Origin of the sequence: Bradyrhizobium sp. KB893862 SZCCT0404, assembly GCF_018130885.1 — a bacterium.
GTDB lineage: Bacteria > Pseudomonadota > Alphaproteobacteria > Rhizobiales > Xanthobacteraceae > Bradyrhizobium > Bradyrhizobium stylosanthis.
In genome coordinates this window covers 354,027-369,769 of the sequence record NZ_JAFCLT010000001.1, presented here as the reverse complement: position 1 = coordinate 369,769, position 15,743 = coordinate 354,027, and the positions used below count along the sequence as shown (strand labels likewise).

The window sequence follows — 15,743 nt, the reverse complement described above, 5'->3', positions numbered from 1 at the left end:
GGCCACGCCGGCGAACAACGCCCGACTTCAACCTCAGCCGAACCTCAAGGTGAGGACCTGACGATGCCTCCCACCCTGCCAAAGATCGCCGTGACGCCGGACAGCGTAGCCGTCTCCGACGACACGACGCCGTGCAAGGACGTCGCGGGCATGGGTCCGCTGGAGCTCGAGGTCTATCGGGACGACTGGCGGGACGCTGCGCAATTCAGGCTGCGCGCCGCTTTCGTGAAGGCGATGAAACGGCGCGGGACGGCTCCGAAGAAGACCGGCAAGGCCCGGAAGAAGGCGTCCGACGCGCCGTCCGACACGTTCTCGCAACTCGGCCGCCGCAGGTTCGTCGAGATGCTGGACGACGACGAGGTGGAGACGTTGCCGGAGAGGCCCAAGCCCGGCCCTGCGTACCCGGTGATCGCCGCCAAGGTCGCTGCGCGTCTCCTGCTCGCCCGTCTGTTCGACGGCCGCAAAGACGTGCTCGACCGACTGAAGCTTGCGGCGCCGGTGGTCACCATCGACGTCGCCGAGCGCGACCTGCTGCAGGCCGTGATCGGCAACTGGCAGGACGTCCTCTTTCCGGAGGGCGTACGGGTGATGGATACCGGCAACTTGGGCCGGCGGGAAGATTTCGACATGGTCAGCCTGGCCATGACACAGCCCCGCAAGACCAAGGACACGAGCGAATTCGAGAAGGAGGCACTTTCCGCTCTGTGCCTGGGGCTTCCGTTCATCGCCATCTCGCCCGATGCGGAATCACACCTGCCGACCGTGGTGTTGAAGTCGGACCCGATCAGACTCGTGTTGCCGTCCATCGATGCGCGAGTCATAGCGCTGGCGATCCGGGTGGTCACCGGCAAACCTTGTCGCGAACTGCTGGAGGACGATGCCGCACGCTTGCTCACCGCCACCGATCTATCGATCGGCATCCGGTTCGACCGGTCGCCAGAGGAATGCCTCGCCCAACTCAAACGCCTCGTCGGCCTGAAGCGCGTGCCGGCGTCCGTTCGGGACATTTCGCTCGACGACCTGCACGGCATGAGCGAGGCGGTGCGCTGGGCAAAATCCGTGATCACGGATCTGAAAATGTGGAAAGCCGGTATGCCCTGGTCGGCGATCGACGCCGGCGCGTGCCTGGAGGGACCGCCCGGCGTCGGCAAGACGACGCTCCCGATGGCCATGCAACGCTCGGCCGCCGAGCAGGGCATCAAGCTCGAGCTGGCGTCTTGTTCGCACAGCCAATTTCAGGGCGCAGGCGAAGGTCACCTTGGCCACTTTTTACGTGAGATGACCAATTTCTTCGCTTCCGCCAGGGCAAAACCCCGGCCGATTCTGGTCTTTATCGACGAATGTGATTCTTTCGCCGATAGATCCAAATTGCGACATTCTCACGCGGACTACGTTACTGCTTGCGTAAACGGATTGATTTCCGAATTAGACGGCATTTCCAGCGGCCGCGAAGCCGCTACGTCGAGTCGCGAGGGCCTGATACTGCTTGGCGCGTCAAACGATCTCAGCAGATGCGATCCCGCGATCCTCCGTTCGGGTCGGCTAAACCGCATCATCAGGATCGGTTTGCCCGACCTGAACGATCTGGAAAAGATGTATCGCTTCAGGCTCGGCGGGCAGCTCGTCCACGACGACCTGCAGGAGATCTGCATGCTGTCGCTCGGCAGCACCGGCGCCGACGTCGAACGCATCGTCAAGGATGCGCTGCGCATCGCGCGCCATGCCTCGCGAGATCTGATGTTGTCGGACCTGCGCACCGTAGTCTCGCCCGAGGAGGACCGCGACTTCGACACGCAACGGCGGGTCGCGATCCACGAAGCCGGACACATCCTCATGGACGTGCTCAATTTCGGCGCGCCGGAGAAGGTATTCGCGAATATCGCGGCCGTCGGCCAGCGCGGCGGCGCCACGGTGCGCACCAAGTCTCCGCCGTTCGCAGGTACCTACTCGGACTACCGTCTTCGGCTGGAAACTCTGATCGCAGGACGCACCGCGGAGAGCTTGCTACTTTCCGAACATTCGCACGGCTCCGGCGGTCGCAGGGGATCGGATATCCACCTCCTGACCACCACCGCCGCCGCCATGGTCGGCTCGCTTGGGCTGGCCGGTCCTGTACCGCTGCTGTTCTTCGGATCGCTCGACGACACCGAGGAGCTCATGAGCTATCCCGAAGTCAGACGGGCGGCGCACGAAGAACTTCAGAAGGCGGCCGAGAGCTGTCTCGCCAAGCTGACCGCGCATCGTCCCGCTCTCGAAGAGGTCGTGAAGATCCTGCTGCACTCGCGCCGCATCGACGGGCTCGCCGTCGCCGATCTCCTCGCAAGGTCGAGGATTCGGTCATGAGCCAGCATTTTCCGATCGACATGGGCGACTGCGACCTGGAGGAGATCGCAGCCTTGCTTGAATCCTCGGGCCGGTTTCGGGTTCTGAGGCGGCTGGCAGAGCCCGCCCCCGCTCCGGTGCCGGCCGACCTCTTTCGACGGGGGCTGTTCGTCGACGTGGAGACAACCGGCCTCGACGCAGGCAAGGATACCGTCATCGAGCTCGCGATGGTGCCGTTCGGCTACCGCGCCGACGGCGAGATCGTCTGGGTCGGCCAAGTCTACTCGGGCTTGCGCGATCCCGGGTTTCCCATCCCCGAGGCCGTGTCGCGCCTTACGGGCATTACCGACGCCGCTGTGAAGGGCATGTCGATCGACGCCGCCACCGTCGAGGCCGCCGCACGCGCGTGCGCCGTTGTCGTCGCACACAACTGCGCTTTCGACCGAACCTTTTGCGAGCGACTTTGGCCCGTCTTCAGAGATAAGCCCTGGGCCTGCTCGCTCAAGGAGATCGACTGGTCCGCCGAGGGGTTCGAAGGAGCGAAACTAGGACAGATCGCCGCCAGCTTCGGGTTCTACTTCGATTCGCACAGGGCCGCGGACGACTGCTACGCCGGCGTCGAGGTCCTCCGACGCAAGCTACCGCGGAGCGGCTCGACAGCGTTCGCGACGCTGCTCGCGTCGGCGCGACGGACGACCGCACGCATATCGGCCGGCGACACCCCGTTCGCCGCCCGGGAAGTTCTTAAGCAACGAGGGTACAGATGGCATCCCGGCTCGCCCGATAGACCGAAATGCTGGTTCGTCGAGCTTGGCGAAGAAGACGTCGTGGCGGAGATCGCCTTCCTTCGGGAGCGCGTCTACAGAAAACCGAATCCCGATATCTCGTTGGTCAAATTGACAGCCTACGAACGCTACTCGGATCGGATGCTGAGCGACGTTCAGAAAGTCGGTGATCGGGTGGGAAGCATCTCCGCGAGATCTGGAAAGGCGCATCATGGAACCGGATTTCAGGCCAGCGACCTTATTTAGGGAAAACAATTGCCGTGAGCACACCACGGCCGGCGGTGAGCTGGAGCAGAACCGCTGAAGGAAAGGCGGCCTCAAACACGCGCGCGTGGCCCGAGACAAACGTCTCCATTGCGCAATGCAACCCCAGCGATACGTCCATGCGGACGCCGACGTCACCGGAGCCGAGCTCTCTATCTCCGAAAGGAGATCTTTTCAGAGGGAAGAGGTCCAGATCGCGGTTCGAGCGATCACGTTGCTCGATCGATTTTCATGCCGGACCTGGCGATTGAGTAGCTAATGCGCCGACCCATGTTGGCGTCAAGGACGTCGTGATCATAGATTGAATCGCGAAGTACCATAACAGGTAGTCTCTCACACTAGTCTCAGGAGCCGCAGGACTAGGGTGCGTACTCATAAAATCTGCCGCTGAGAGTAGGCGTACCGGATGTCCGCTTGTCCTCCAACAGCGGCGCGATAGCGGACGTTGTCGGACTTCCGAGATGGGCCATGTGTGGACGGCTCCGGGTTGGCAAGGAGAATCTTCACTTTGCGCTGTTCGCCCTCCCAACCGTTACGTCACACCGGATGGCCGGTGTGATTTCGTCTCGTCATGCCGCGAGAGCGGCGGGTTCATGGTAACGTTCGTTCCTCGCCATCATCGCCCAGGCCATCCTGGCGAGTTTGTTGGCGAGTGCGATGGCGGCGACCTTGGTGGGGCGCCGGGCCAACAATCGCGTGAGCCAGGGCCTGTGACCGGTGCCATGGATCTTGGCATAGCGGATTACGGCGAGCGCGCCAGCCGTGAACAGGCTGCGCAAATAGCGATCGCCTTGCTTGCTGATACTGCCAAGCTTGTCCTTGCCCCCGCTCGAGTTCTGCTTCGGCACAAGCCCAACCCAGGCCGAGAAGTCTCGTCCCGATCGAAAAGCCTTGGGATCTGCAATGCTGGCGACCAGAGCTGTTGCCAGCGCCGGCCCGACGCCGGGGATCGCGTCCAGCCGTTTGCTCGTCGCGCTTGATCGATGCCAGGCGATGATGCGTCGGTCGAACTCCAGGATTGGGGCCTTCAGTGCGCGCAATTGACCGCCGAGAGCGGCAAGACACGCACGGGCCACCTCGGGGAGCCGGCAGTCGGCTCTATCGGCGACGACTTCCAGCAGTTGCTCGACACCCCTGCGCCCGACAGGGGCGACAATCCCGAACTCGGCGAGATAGGCGCGGATCGAGTTGATCACGGCAGTCTGCTGGCGGATGAAGAGATGGCGCGCCCGGTGAAGCATCAGACAGCTCTGTTGCTCGACCGTCTTGGTCGGCACGAACCGCATATTGGGTCTCGTGACCGCCTCGCAAATTGCCTCCGCGTCGGTGCTGTCGTTCTTCTGCCGCTTGACGTAGGGCTTCACATAGGCCGGAGGCATCAATCGCACCGCATGCCCCAACGCCTGCAGCTCGCGCGACCAATGGTGCGATGATGCGCAAGCCTCGATCCCCACCAGGCAGGGCGGCAGCTTCTCAAAGAAGGGCAGCACGAAACGGCGTTTGAGCTGGCGGCGGATCACCACCTGACCAGCTGCATCAACGCCGTGCACTTGGAAGACCGACTTCGCGATATCCAGACCGATCGTCGAAATTGACTGCATAGGCTGCTCCTCCGAATCGTGGGAGCCTCAAACGGCGCCCACTCCTTGGCACTCTCGTGCCGGTGGAGGAGCCGTCCACAGCATCAACAGCGGAAATCCAACTTGGGTTGAAATGAAGAGGGCCGCCAACCCGGGGGCGTCTTTAGTCAATGCGCGTCCGGGTGAAGACGCCTACGATCACACCGGTATGGTCCCGAACCGTCACAGTCTCTCGGCTTCGCTCTGCCAACTTCTTGCCCAGTTGCAGAGCTTCCCGGGGGCGGTCTAGATCGAGAGAGATCAGCAAATATTTTGGACGGGACAGAGCCGACCCATCAGTTCGCTCTGTAAGGACATGCCAGGGGGTATCCGTCCGCCGAAACGCTGGATAAGTTTGCTCCCGGAGGGCTGAGACGGGCAGTCGATGCGTGACGAGATGCTGGCATTCCTGAACGGCGGAGGACGGATGGGCGAGCGCATCCGCCTGTTCGACTGGAGGTCAAATCCACTCGGGCCTCCGGATTCGTGGCCGCAATCGCTTCGTTCGGCACTGTCCATTTGCCTGTATTCGAGCTTTCCAACGGCGATCTACTGGGGGCCGGACTTCAGGCTCCTTTATAATGACGCGTGGTCTGTCATCCCGGGCGAGCGCCATCCCTGGGCTCTCGGCCGCCCCGCCAAGGAAGTCTGGTCCGACATCTGGCACGTCGTCGGCCCGCAGTTCGAGAACGTGATGGCCACGGGTGAGGGCTTTTCTACCTATGACGAAATGCTGCCAATGGTGCGTGGCGGCGTCCAGCAGGAGACCTACTGGAACTACAGCATCAGCCCGATCCGCGGCGAAGACGGCGAGGTCGCGGGCATCTTCAATCAAGGCAACGAGACAACTCAAATTGTCCTGGCGCGGCGTAGCGCCCAGCAGGAGATTGCGCGTCTGTCCCTCATGTTCGAACAGGCGCCAGGCGCGACGGCCATTCTGCGGGGGCCCCGCCATGTCTTTGAAATCGCAAACCCCGCTTACTTGCAGTTGGTGGGCCGTAACGACATCCTCGGCAAGTCCGTCGACCAGGCCCTGCCCGAGGTGGCATCGCAAGGTTTCATCGAGCTACTCGACACCGTCTATAAGAGCGGAGAGCCTTACGCCGGGCGCGCCATTCCGGTCGTCCTGGATCGAAGTGGAATTCGCGAGCAGCGACATCTCGACTTCGTCTATCAGCCGATAAGCGACGGCGCGGGCGATCGGTACGGTATTTTCGTGCAAGCGACCGATGTGACGGACACGATCCGGGCAGTGGCTGCTCTTCGCGAAAGCGAGGAACGTTACCAGGCCATCGTTAACTCCATCGACCAGATGATCTGGTCGACGCTGCCCGACGGCTATCACGATTATTACAACGACCGCTGGTACGAATATACGGGGATGCCCAAAGGTTCAACCGATGGTGAGGCCTGGAACGGAATGTTTCACCCCGACGACCAGGAGCGAGCCTGGAAATTGTGGCGCCACAGCTTGGCTACGGGCGCCCCCTATCACATCGAGTATCGGCTGCGGCACCGCTCGGGCGAATATCGCTGGGTGATCGGACGTGCACAGTGCGTCCGCAACGAGGCGGGCGAGATCATCCGCTGGTACGGCACGTGCACCGACCTGCATGATTTGAAAATGGCCGAGGAGGCTCGCCAGCTGCTGATGCAAGAGCTGAATCATCGGGTGAAGAACCTGTTCCAGCTCTTCGAGGCCATGGTGTACATGACGGGCCGATCGACCAATACGACGGCTGAAATGAGCGCCGCGCTTAAAGAACGTTTGCAGGCGCTATCGCGGGCACATGACCTCGTCCGGATCGGCGCAGCGGATTCGATGCCGGCGCATTCGGTGTTGCTCATCCATCTTGCTGAACAGATATTGGCACCGCATTTGAGTGACGCGCAACATGGCAAAGTGAGCTTGACCGGACCGGAAATCCTGCTGGGCGAGAAATCAGCCTCCGCTATGGCGCTCATCCTGCATGAGCTTGCCACGAACGCTATCAAGTATGGCGCACTGGGTCATGCAGACGGGAAGGTGATGATCGGCTGGGCATTTGCTGGAGAGGGTCTGGTGCTGACGTGGAGCGAGCGCAATTCCTCTGCTGCAATTGCCAAGCCGACATCGACCGGTTTCGGCAGCAGGCTCATTAAGTCGGCAGTCGAAGGGCAGCTCGGCGGAAAAGTCGATATTGTTTGGAAGCCTTCTGGCGTACAACTCCGCCTGGAATTAAGCCAGGCACGGCTGCGCGACTGATCGGAGCACTTCGCTCAACGCAGCATTGATCACAACGGTACGCGATTTAGCTCGAAGTTCGATGTACTCCAGTCGCGTCCATAGAGCCCACTTTGTCTGATGTCTGAAAGGGTCAAGGGCCGTCCACGACAGCCGGATGTCCTCGATACGGTCATTTTTTGGAAGCGGAAATCGCAGCTCTGTGGGCGGAGGTCAGCAACGGGTCAATAGCTCCGTTTTGAGCAGCGGTGGGAGCTTCCGCTTTTACCCCGGACGCAGGACATCCCGCCGAAACGCCCTGGCGGAAGAAGGGCCAACAGCGGAAGTCGACGTGGGCTGATATGAAAGAGGCCGCCAACTGAGGCGACCCTACTCTGCCGGAACTTAGCAGCCGTATTCTGCATTGCATGCACATGAGACAACGCCGCCTCACCGTCCGCCTTCAAGTCGATCTATCCAAGGACGAACTGAAAGCCATCGACGACTTCCGGTTTGCGCAGCGCTTGCTTAGCAGAGCGGCAGCCTTCAGGGAGCTATTGCGGCGTGGTCTCAATGTCCAAAAGTGTACGTCCAATGAGGCGAACTGAGGCGGCTTACTCTTTCGGCGGCGGCGTCTGGTTGATCAATTGAGAGACAGCCGTCACGACTTGGGCAGGCGCAAATGGCTTGTTGAGAAGAATGCTATTGGGTACGCCATGCGAGGGCCACTCGTCCGCCGCAGCGCCGGTCATGTAAATTACCGGCATCTCCGGATTAAGCTCTCTGGCCCGTTTGGCAACGTCCCAGCCCGTCAGTTGGCCATTCAAGTTAATGTCGGTCAAAAGCGCGCGGTACTTCGTGGGCTCGTCTTGGAGCAGTGCGATTGCTTTTTCGCCAGATGCAACGATCTCGTTTTCAAATCCGCCCTCAGCAAGCGCGACTTCGACAAGGTTTTGGATCAGAAAATCGTCTTCTACTACCAGGATTAACAGTACTGCGCTGTGCACTATCCCCACCTCCCACCGCTCCAGTGCGGCGAGTGCTTAAGCACCAAAGTGCACATAAGTTCCAGCCCAAGGAAACTGGGCGCGCGGGAATTTCACTAAACCAATGCTTGCCAACCCTGAGCCAAGGGCATTGAGAGCCGCGGAGTCCGCTGAGGGTCAAAAGCGCCGATTTGAGCCGCGGTGGGGAGCTTTCGCTTTACCCCCGACCCCGGACATCTCGCCGCAACGGCCTAACAGAAGCGAAGGGCCAACAACGGAAGTCATCCGCTCTCACTCAATCACCGTATCGGCGCTCGCCAAGATACTGGGTGGGACGGTTAGACCGAGGGCGGCCGCAGTCTTTAGGTTTACAGCCAGGTCGAAAATCACTGGCTGCTCCACAGGCACATCTGCCGGATTAGCTCCTCTGAAGATTCGGCCGCAGAACTGTGCCGTCATCCGGTAAAATTCCGCCAACGTCGGACTATAGCTGATCAAACCTCCCATCGGGACGTATGCGCTCGATGTATAGATCGTCGGCATTCCTGATCGGGCGGCCAGTGGTATCACTTCCAGTCTCGTTAAGTCGCCGGGCATAAGCAACGCATCGGAAGCCTCTTTCTTCATGGCTTCGAACGCATGCTCAAGATCATTAGCGGTCGGAGCCACCACGCGAACGGCAGCGAGCCCCACGTTCCTCAAGGCGGATGCGGCCAATTCGTATTGCCACGGATGGTTCGGGTTGTTGGATAGGAGTACAGCAACGCGCTTTGCGGATGGCAGGAGCGTGTGGAGAACTTCGACGGTCTTGCCCATGACATCATCGGTCATGCTGGAAACGCCAGTGATGTTTGCACCGGGCCGGGCCAAGCTTTTGACGAAGCCGTAGCCTACTGGATTGATGCTCGGCGCCATGATGATGGGAATCGTCGACGTCACTTTCTGAGCGGCAGCAATAGCTGAGTTCAGGATGGCGACAATGACGTCTGGGTGGAGCGAGATCAATTCGTTAAGGATTGAAGGTAGTCGCTCAAGCTTTCCCTCGGCGGCTCTCTGGTCGATTATGAGGTTTTTTCCTTCAACATAGCCCAGCTCCTTCAGTCTTGTGCGAAAGACGTCGTACATGGTCCGATCGGACGCGTTATCGTATTTTCCCGGATACACATGTGCGATGCGCCATGTCTTGTTGGCTGATTGCTGACCCGTTGCGATGCAGGGCCACGCAGCGGTTGCATAGGTGGCAGCCTTGATAAAATTGCGCCGCAGCATCGTATGGGCTCCAATCGACTATTCCAATGACGCAAAGCAAGCGAAACCAATTTTCGATCAGATTGCGGAATTCCGCAAGCAGACCAGAGGCCTCTTGGTCCGCAACGAGTCATTTCCGGACCTCCGGGCGACTCGCTGCATGCACGCAGGCAATTGGCGCTGATCAGTGGGAACTGCTAAGCTGCGTGAACTCGTTTGCGGAGCACATCATGACTGTGTTGGGTTTTGCGCGCGCGGCATTCCTCGCGTCAGTCTTTGTTACATTTCTGGGCGAGAAGGGTCAGGCAGCCGAGCTGCGCGTTCTGGCGGGCGGCGCGATGACCGCGGTCTGGGCCGAGGTGAAACCAAAGTTTGAGCAGGTCTCTGGACACAAGCTCGACATCTTCTTCGGCACCACGCCAAATTTGATCAAGGAGGCAACTTCGGGGAAATCGTTTGACGTCGGCGTTGTGCCGGTCGAGGTGATGCAGGACGCAGCAGCACGTGCAAAGTTCGCCTCCGGCACGACATCCGATGTTGCGCGGGTCGGCCTCGGTGTTGCGGTGCGAGCTGGGGCTCCGAGGCCCGACATCGGCACACGTGACGGACTTAAGGCTGCGCTGCTCAAAGCACAGTCGATCGCAACGCTGCCGGCAAGCGCTGCAGGTGCGCAAGTGACGAAAGCATTCGAGCGACTTGGTGTCGCCGAGGCAATCAAGGGCAAGGTTCAGGCAAAAGCGGCACCAGCCGAGATCGTTGCGGCGGTTGCAAAGGGCGAAGCGGAGCTAGGCGTGTTCTTGTTAAATGTGCTCACCGCCCCTGGACTAGACGTCGTCGGCCCATTCCCTGCGGACCTGCAGCAGGAAGTTGTCTTTACGGGTGCTGCTGCCGCGGACACAAAGCAAGGAGATGCCGCAAAAGCGCTGCTCGGGTATCTCAAGTCGCCAGAAGCAAGCGCCATCATTAAAGCGAAGGGAATGACGCCGGGCTGAAAGCATTGAACCCTCCGAGATTGAGGTTGGCACACGCAAAGCGGAAATGGTGAGGAACCATGGCAGCCGGCCCGAGAAGGTCCGGTGTGGGTCATGAACGACAAAACTCAAGGTGAGCATAATAGGTCCGCTTTCGGGTGCATAGCGACCAGTTGAGCCCGACAGCCGAGCCATGATTCAAGCCATTCAACGGAAGGGGCCGAATCATGCGCTACGAACTCACGGACTATGAGTGGTCTGCCATTGAGCCGATGCTGCCGAATAAGTCGCGCGGCGTGCCACGAGTGAATGACCGTCGTATCCTCAATGGCATCTTCTGGGTCTTGCGATCCGAAGCGCCATGGCGCGACCTGCCCGAAAACTTCGGTCCATACACGACTTGCTACAATCGGTTCGTTCGCTGGCGACGGGCGGGCGTGTGGGCCAAGCTCATGAGCGCACTCGCCGGCGCTCATGATGCTACCGTGCAGATGATCGACACTTCCGTTGTTCGCGTACATCAACATGGGTCCTGCATCAAGAAACCGGCGTCAATCGATGGGAAGGTCACGCGGCGGTCTGACGAGCAAGATCCATGCGGTGGTCGATAGCAATGGTCTACCGATACGGCTTGCGTTGAGCCCCGGCGAGGCGCACGATGTTCGACTTGCCGGAAAACTGCTGTCTCGTCTCAAATCCGGATCAATGCTGCTTGCCGACCGTGGCTACGACGCCGATTGGATCAGAGAGCTTGCCATGAAGAAAGGCGCGTGGGCCAACATCCCGCCGAAAAGAAACCGAAGCGATCCGATCTGCTTTAGCCCCTACCTCTATCGCGCTCGCAACCAGGTCGAACGGTTCTTCAACAGGATCAAGCAATGCCGTCGGGTGGCGACGCGCTACGACAGGCTTGCGGGAAACTACCTTGCCTTCGTCCAACTCGCATCTATCCGGCTATGGCTGGCCGCGCGTTATGAGTCCGCGCCCTAGTCCTACTACTAGTCTGAGTGGAGATAGGACTAGTCTCACGACTAGTCCTAAACTGGGGCCGGTAAAGCAACGCCGTCGATAGACCAGGGGCAGCCACACTTCTTCTCTTAGCGCACACCTCCAAGGGCCCAGCCCAGCAATCGAGCACGGAGGCCGCCACGCTGGCGAACCTCGATGAAACGCAGAGCCTCGGGACAGCCGGACGCCGCGATGGCCGCCTCCAACAAGCCCTTGGCAGAAGCGTCCGAGATATCCCCCGCATGGCGGACGAGGCAGTCCAGAACGGAGAGGAAGTCGTCATGGATGTTCGCTAGGCGGGCGACTTCGTCAAGCAGCCCAGGACGGGCCGCACGGATCGCGGCCATCTTGACCAAATCCCCGCGCTTGATCAGTTCGATGATCGACGACGCGTCCACGCCGGATTCGACGAGGAGTTGGATCAGCTCGAGCAGGGCTTCGCTTGAAACGACCGACAGAATAGTCGAGCGAACATTCTTGCTGTTATCCTTGTCGGCGACGAACGCCTGTGCGACGTCGTAGACGGCGTCCTTAGCCTCCTTCGGCACCTCGACAACGTATTGTTCGAACCCTTCTGCCTTCCGTCTGGCTCGGTACTTCTGTTTGGCTTCAGCTGCGTCGGAAATTTTCTTCTTCCCACGGGCGACGCGGACGTAGGCCTTCATCGGTTCAAGGCCCAATTCCGCGGCTTTTTCGTCGAATTGAGATTCGTCAAAGGTGTCCGGCCCCGAACCTTGGTCAAAGGTGTCGGGATCACACTCAGATGCTTCCTCGGCGTCGGCATGCACTGTCATTCGCAGGACTAGTCCGAAGACTAGTCTCCCTATGCTAGGCCACCGCGACGCCAATCGCATCGCGCAAGCACAACGCTGCGCGTCGATTGACGCCTCAGGGGCGTCGTTTTCAAAGGATTTTCATGGGGTGCGCGAAGCAATCCCGAGAGAAGGCTAAGTCGTCGATGGAGAAGCCTTCACGCCTTCACCACAAAGTGGCCTCGGGTACGGAGGTCCGGCAGCCTCTCCACGGGCTGCACAACCGCCCTCAGGAGCGGCGGACACGTCAAAATAGGCCGTGCCCATTGAGACACAAGCCTTACGACAGAACATCGTTAAATCGCGTTAACTGCTGCCTCTTGCCGAACGACGCAGTAAGGTCTTCCGAGCTTCGTTTCAGAAATTCTAGTGAGATACGTAGCGAATGGAATGCGACGCTAAACCGGGCTGAGAGATATAGGCGCCTCCTTCCCATAGTGGCTACCGAGGATATCGATCCTTGAAGCAACGCCAACGCCGCGCCAATGGAATCTCAATTGCGCGGCTTGACAGCCGCTCCTCCACTTAAAATATCTGGATTGCGGGATTGGCCCGCAAATCGAAATGGAGGGGAATGAAAGGATGTCTCACAGCTATCAGCGATCGCTGCAGGAAGCCGAACAGCAGCTCGAAGCGGCCCGCGGCGCGCTGGCGCGGGATTTTGCCAAGGCCATTAGCAACGCAGGCTGGACTCCCTTCTTGCGCGATGAGCACGACGTCATCGCACTGGTCAGCACTATCACCACTATGTTCGAGGATCGCGCTTTCGTTGATCGATTGCATGCCGCGGCGGATCAGGCCAGGCAGCAGCAGCCCCGCGTCGGACGCCCGAAGCGCAACCCGCAGTAACGGTTGCGGTCGAGCGACGCCAAGAGGACGGCGGGTCCGCTGTGAATGACGACGCTCCGGCGCGCTGTCGCTTGGCTCTTATTTCATGATATAGGACATCTGCCCTTTAGCCATGTTCCGGATAAAAGAGAACTTCGAAGTTGCAGCCGCCGCCAACAGAAGTGCAGCGATCTCCTCATTCAGATCACGGAATTGCGTCCTCGTTGGATTTGCCGAGTGAGGGCGGCGGACCGCCGTCGTTTTGATCAATGGCGAGCCAGTTGTCGGTAAGACGCATCGACTGTTCTCAGCCGAGAGGCGATCGTGGCCGGTTAAACGGTCAAGTTCACCATGGGCGACGACGCTGGCCAAGGCGCACGGCGCCCAGCGCCTAGACGAGAAACTGCTCGCGCTGGCAGAGAAGCCAAAGCTGCGAATGTCGATGAGCGCGACCACCTGCCGCTACTTTGCGACGCGTCTGTTCTTCCAGCTTTTCAGCCGCAAACCGGCGCCATCCCAATCACACCGAACCGCCGCGTAGCGGCGCATAAAACCGTCTACCGTTCACGAGCTCCGGTCGGCGCCCCGCGCGCGCCCCGTCGGCGGCGTAGCAACCTAAAGCGGACGCTTGTGAAAGGGGGTCCTAGTCGCGGTTGCGACAAGATTCGAAATGGCGGCCGCTGCACAGCCCAATTTCCCCGAACCGAGCCCGGCAACCGCTCTTCTTTTCTAGGCATCACCGGGGTCCGGCTCGGGCTCCTCGTCATAGTCGAAATTGGGATCAGTCTCTGGCTCCGCCTCGTCGTCAAACTCAGCATGATCAAGTTCGTCAGGATCGTCTTGCCAGGGTACGTTGTCCTGCCACCTACTCTCCTCGTCGAAGGAAGGCTCAAGTGTTTCACGCATTTCAGGGTCGGACGCCGGCTCGGAACTCTGCGGCCCTACCGAAGATGGGTCCACAGGCTCGACTTTCGCAGGCGGAACGTACGCCGCGAGGAGCTGGTCGACGACCGCCAACGGATCCAACGGACGTACTGTGTCAGCAAGCAAGTGGCCAAACTGATTGTTGATTAGCTTCAAAGCATCTTCGCTCGCGCAGGTATTGATAGCGGTCACGCCTAAAATCACGCCCGCCGTAATAATTTGGTCGGTGGATTGGGCGTTCCCTTCCACGATAACTGCCGGCCAATCCAAAGCTCGCGCCAGTTTGACAATCAGCCGTGCTCGCGCCGTCCCCGCTACTCCCTCGAAGCTCAATATCGCGCCGTCGAAAACGACTGAGCCGTCGCGTGTCGTCAGCACGATCTCGGGTTTGTCCTCTTTGGTCACGCGTACTTCGGCTCCCTCCTCCACGGCAAACGGCACGACGAAATTAATTCGGGACTGCCGCACTTCATCGCTCGGCGGATGGCGTTGGCTAACGGCATTCCTGACCGTGACCGATTGGAGTTTGTCGCTGAACTCCAATTCCGAGCGCCGGCCGGCCTTAACCGGCTTATTTTCCCGGCGGGTATCGATCAATTTCTCGAGCCCCGGGACATAGACCCCGCGGTCGCGCATGCGCCAGAATTGGGTTGGAACCCGCTCCTCAGGCTGAGGCCGCCCCCTCTCCTCGTTTCTTCGAGGATCAACGTACGCCGCGACACCGAGCAATGCGCAGGCCAGCGTCAGGCGCCCTGCTATAAGTGCCCGCGCATATCGCGACTTATCCCGCAGGAACTGTCGGTCCCACTCCGGACGCTTGTTGCCGAAACCATCGGCCTCGAGGCCTCGCTGGGAGACCCAGGCGTGGCAGTGGGGATTGTAGTCCCCGTCCGAGGCGACCGGGTACTCGATGTCCAATCGAGCGGCCATTCCCTCGGCGGCAAATTGGGCCAAAACAAATGCTGCGACGGGCCGCAAAAGCTCCCGGAGTAATTCTCTGGGCAGCGCGAAATCTATCGTCCTGCCGCACTGTGCGTCGGACCGAACGTCTCTCGCCGACGCCGCCATGATGAAGTTGCCCAAGTCGGCGAATTCCTCGGAGGCGCCGTGGGGTAAAAGTATCAATCCTCCGTCGTGATCGCCGCGATATTTCCCGTAATCGGCGCGCCGACCCCCGTCATTGACATAGCCGTTTGTTTGATAGGCGAAGCGCGCAAGGGCGGTATAGCCTTTGCGTTTTTGCACAACCCCAAATCTAATATGACATGATCCACTATTCAAAGATGTAGGCCTCCGCGCCCGACATATAAGGGACCTCTCCCGCGGCACGATTCAACGCGGGCTCTCGGCAAGACACCAGCTGCTTTGTAAGAATGTTCAGCCTTTTGCCGCGGAAAGCTCGCTAACGGTGTTTAGATACCGAATCGCCAGTAACAGGCGGCAGCTCGACAACCGCACAATTCTTGGATCGGCTCGCTAGACGGAATGGTTTCGCCCTCGGGCCCGGTCAATCCTGAAGATACCCACTTAGGCGCCACTGATGTCGAGCCAGCAAATTGCCCGGGAAAACCTATGTTCGAAATTAGTCATCAGGATTCACCATTTAGACATTGACCCTGCTGGGTTTTCTTAATTCCCAGCATTTGGTTTCAGGCTGTCGGGACGGTCGTCAGGAATATTCGGATTTCAAATTGATCTTTCGCGATCGAGAATTCTTGCTCGGGTCAGCGACCCGACCAAGCACTTTTGATCTGGATCGCACCAAAGCGCCTT

The 15,743-nt window shown here is 59.8% G+C and carries 12 protein-coding genes; 6 read left to right on the top strand and 6 right to left on the bottom strand.

Annotated features, from left to right (window positions below; translation table 11 throughout):
- Positions 1–63: 63 nt before the first annotated feature.
- Positions 64–2,343: an AAA family ATPase gene (locus JQ617_RS01880; RefSeq protein WP_212023952.1), complete on the top strand. Its 2,280-nt coding sequence runs from the start codon at positions 64–66 to the stop codon at positions 2,341–2,343.
- Entirely contained in the window at positions 2,340–3,353 is a 1,014-nt protein-coding gene (locus JQ617_RS01875) for a 3'-5' exonuclease (RefSeq protein WP_249156580.1), read from the top strand. Before JQ617_RS01880 ends, JQ617_RS01875 begins: the two co-directional genes overlap by 4 nt.
- 587 nt (positions 3,354–3,940) lie before the next feature.
- Here JQ617_RS01875 and JQ617_RS01870 read toward each other — a convergent pair.
- Entirely contained in the window at positions 3,941–4,972 is a 1,032-nt protein-coding gene (locus JQ617_RS01870; RefSeq protein WP_212023950.1) for an IS110 family RNA-guided transposase, read from the bottom strand.
- A 403-nt stretch (positions 4,973–5,375) separates the two neighbouring features.
- On the opposite strand from JQ617_RS01870, the gene JQ617_RS01865 reads away from it, so the two are divergent.
- Complete coding sequence (locus JQ617_RS01865) at positions 5,376–7,235, top strand: PAS domain-containing HWE histidine kinase family protein (RefSeq protein WP_249156579.1); 1,860 nt, start codon at positions 5,376–5,378, stop codon at positions 7,233–7,235.
- A gap of 572 nt (positions 7,236–7,807) precedes the next feature.
- Here the strand turns inward: JQ617_RS01865 and JQ617_RS01860 are convergent.
- On the bottom strand, positions 7,808–8,200 hold the full coding sequence (locus JQ617_RS01860) for a response regulator (RefSeq protein WP_212023948.1): 393 nt from the start codon (positions 8,198–8,200) through the stop codon (positions 7,808–7,810).
- A 270-nt stretch (positions 8,201–8,470) separates the two neighbouring features.
- Positions 8,471–9,448, bottom strand: coding sequence for an ABC transporter substrate-binding protein (locus JQ617_RS01855; protein ID WP_212023946.1), 978 nt, complete (start codon positions 9,446–9,448; stop codon positions 8,471–8,473).
- Between the two features lie 209 nt (positions 9,449–9,657).
- Here JQ617_RS01855 and JQ617_RS01850 point away from each other — a divergent pair, with 209 nt between their 5' ends.
- Both JQ617_RS01850 and JQ617_RS01845 read left to right on the top strand, forming a co-directional pair.
- Positions 9,658–10,419: a molybdate ABC transporter substrate-binding protein gene (locus JQ617_RS01850; protein WP_212023944.1), complete on the top strand. Its 762-nt coding sequence runs from the start codon at positions 9,658–9,660 to the stop codon at positions 10,417–10,419.
- Between the two features lie 206 nt (positions 10,420–10,625).
- A protein-coding gene (locus JQ617_RS01845; protein WP_212023942.1) for an IS5 family transposase occupies positions 10,626–11,388 on the top strand; the annotation gives its coding sequence in 2 pieces (ribosomal slippage) (positions 10,626–10,939 and positions 10,938–11,388; 765 coding nt in all).
- Between the two features lie 107 nt (positions 11,389–11,495).
- On the opposite strand, the gene JQ617_RS01840 is transcribed toward JQ617_RS01845, so the two are convergent.
- Positions 11,496–12,200 (bottom strand): hypothetical protein, encoded by a 705-nt coding sequence (locus JQ617_RS01840; protein WP_249156578.1) that lies wholly within the window; start codon positions 12,198–12,200, stop codon positions 11,496–11,498.
- Between the two features lie 600 nt (positions 12,201–12,800).
- Between JQ617_RS01840 and JQ617_RS01835 the strand changes: the two genes are divergently transcribed.
- Positions 12,801–13,067 (top strand): hypothetical protein, encoded by a 267-nt coding sequence (locus tag JQ617_RS01835; RefSeq protein ID WP_212023938.1) that lies wholly within the window; start codon positions 12,801–12,803, stop codon positions 13,065–13,067.
- A 78-nt stretch (positions 13,068–13,145) separates the two neighbouring features.
- On the opposite strand, the gene JQ617_RS01830 is transcribed toward JQ617_RS01835, so the two are convergent.
- Together JQ617_RS01830 and JQ617_RS01825 are read right to left on the bottom strand one after the other, a co-directional pair.
- Entirely contained in the window at positions 13,146–13,502 is a 357-nt protein-coding gene (locus JQ617_RS01830) for a hypothetical protein (RefSeq protein ID WP_212023936.1), read from the bottom strand.
- Positions 13,503–13,775: 273 nt separating this feature from the next.
- The gene (locus tag JQ617_RS01825) at positions 13,776–15,215 is read right to left on the bottom strand and encodes a MobA/MobL family protein (protein ID WP_212023934.1); all 1,440 of its coding nucleotides are present in this window, start codon (positions 15,213–15,215) and stop codon (positions 13,776–13,778) included.
- Positions 15,216–15,743 lie beyond the last annotated feature (528 nt).

Coding starts and splice junctions, on each gene's coding strand:
- JQ617_RS01865 (WP_249156579.1), top strand. CDS start 5,376: ATGCGTGACGAGATGCTGGCATTCCTGAACGGCGGAGGACGGATGGGC.
- JQ617_RS01835 (WP_212023938.1), top strand. CDS start 12,801: ATGTCTCACAGCTATCAGCGATCGCTGCAGGAAGCCGAACAGCAGCTC.
- JQ617_RS01875 (WP_249156580.1), top strand. CDS start 2,340: ATGAGCCAGCATTTTCCGATCGACATGGGCGACTGCGACCTGGAGGAG.
- JQ617_RS01850 (WP_212023944.1), top strand. CDS start 9,658: ATGACTGTGTTGGGTTTTGCGCGCGCGGCATTCCTCGCGTCAGTCTTT.
- JQ617_RS01855 (WP_212023946.1), bottom strand. CDS start 9,448: ATGCTGCGGCGCAATTTTATCAAGGCTGCCACCTATGCAACCGCTGCG.
- JQ617_RS01880 (WP_212023952.1), top strand. CDS start 64: ATGCCTCCCACCCTGCCAAAGATCGCCGTGACGCCGGACAGCGTAGCC.
- JQ617_RS01840 (WP_249156578.1), bottom strand. CDS start 12,200: ATGACAGTGCATGCCGACGCCGAGGAAGCATCTGAGTGTGATCCCGAC.
- JQ617_RS01870 (WP_212023950.1), bottom strand. CDS start 4,972: ATGCAGTCAATTTCGACGATCGGTCTGGATATCGCGAAGTCGGTCTTC.